The following is a 291-nucleotide window of genomic DNA, read 5'->3' on the forward strand; positions in this document are numbered from 1 at the left end:
GGTGCCGTAGCCGAGGACGGCGGCGACCTCCGTGCGGACCAGGTCCAGCAGGGCGGTGTCGCGCTCGGCCTCCGACAGGCCGGTGAGGCGCTGGGTGAGCGGGCCGTGCTGAGCCGGTCCCTCGGGTGCGGCCGCCTTGGTGCCGACCGCGTCAAGGGCCTTGCGGGCCTCGGGAATCTCGTCGAACAGGGGGGTGGCGCGGGGCGAGGCACCCGGGTCGGCCAGCAGCACGTCCCAGGCGATGTCGGCGACCGCGAGTGCGGCCTCACCGCTTTCGAGGGCCCGGTGGAG

The 291-nt window shown here is 75.6% G+C and carries 1 protein-coding gene; it reads right to left on the reverse strand.

All coding sequences use genetic code 11. The annotated features are described in order from the left end of the window. Nucleotides 1-291: hypothetical protein (locus UK12_RS42735; RefSeq protein WP_045307336.1), on the reverse strand; the 291-nt coding region annotated here is incomplete at both ends.

Source organism: Saccharothrix sp. ST-888 (assembly GCF_000955975.1).
GTDB lineage: Bacteria > Actinomycetota > Actinomycetes > Streptomycetales > Streptomycetaceae > Kitasatospora.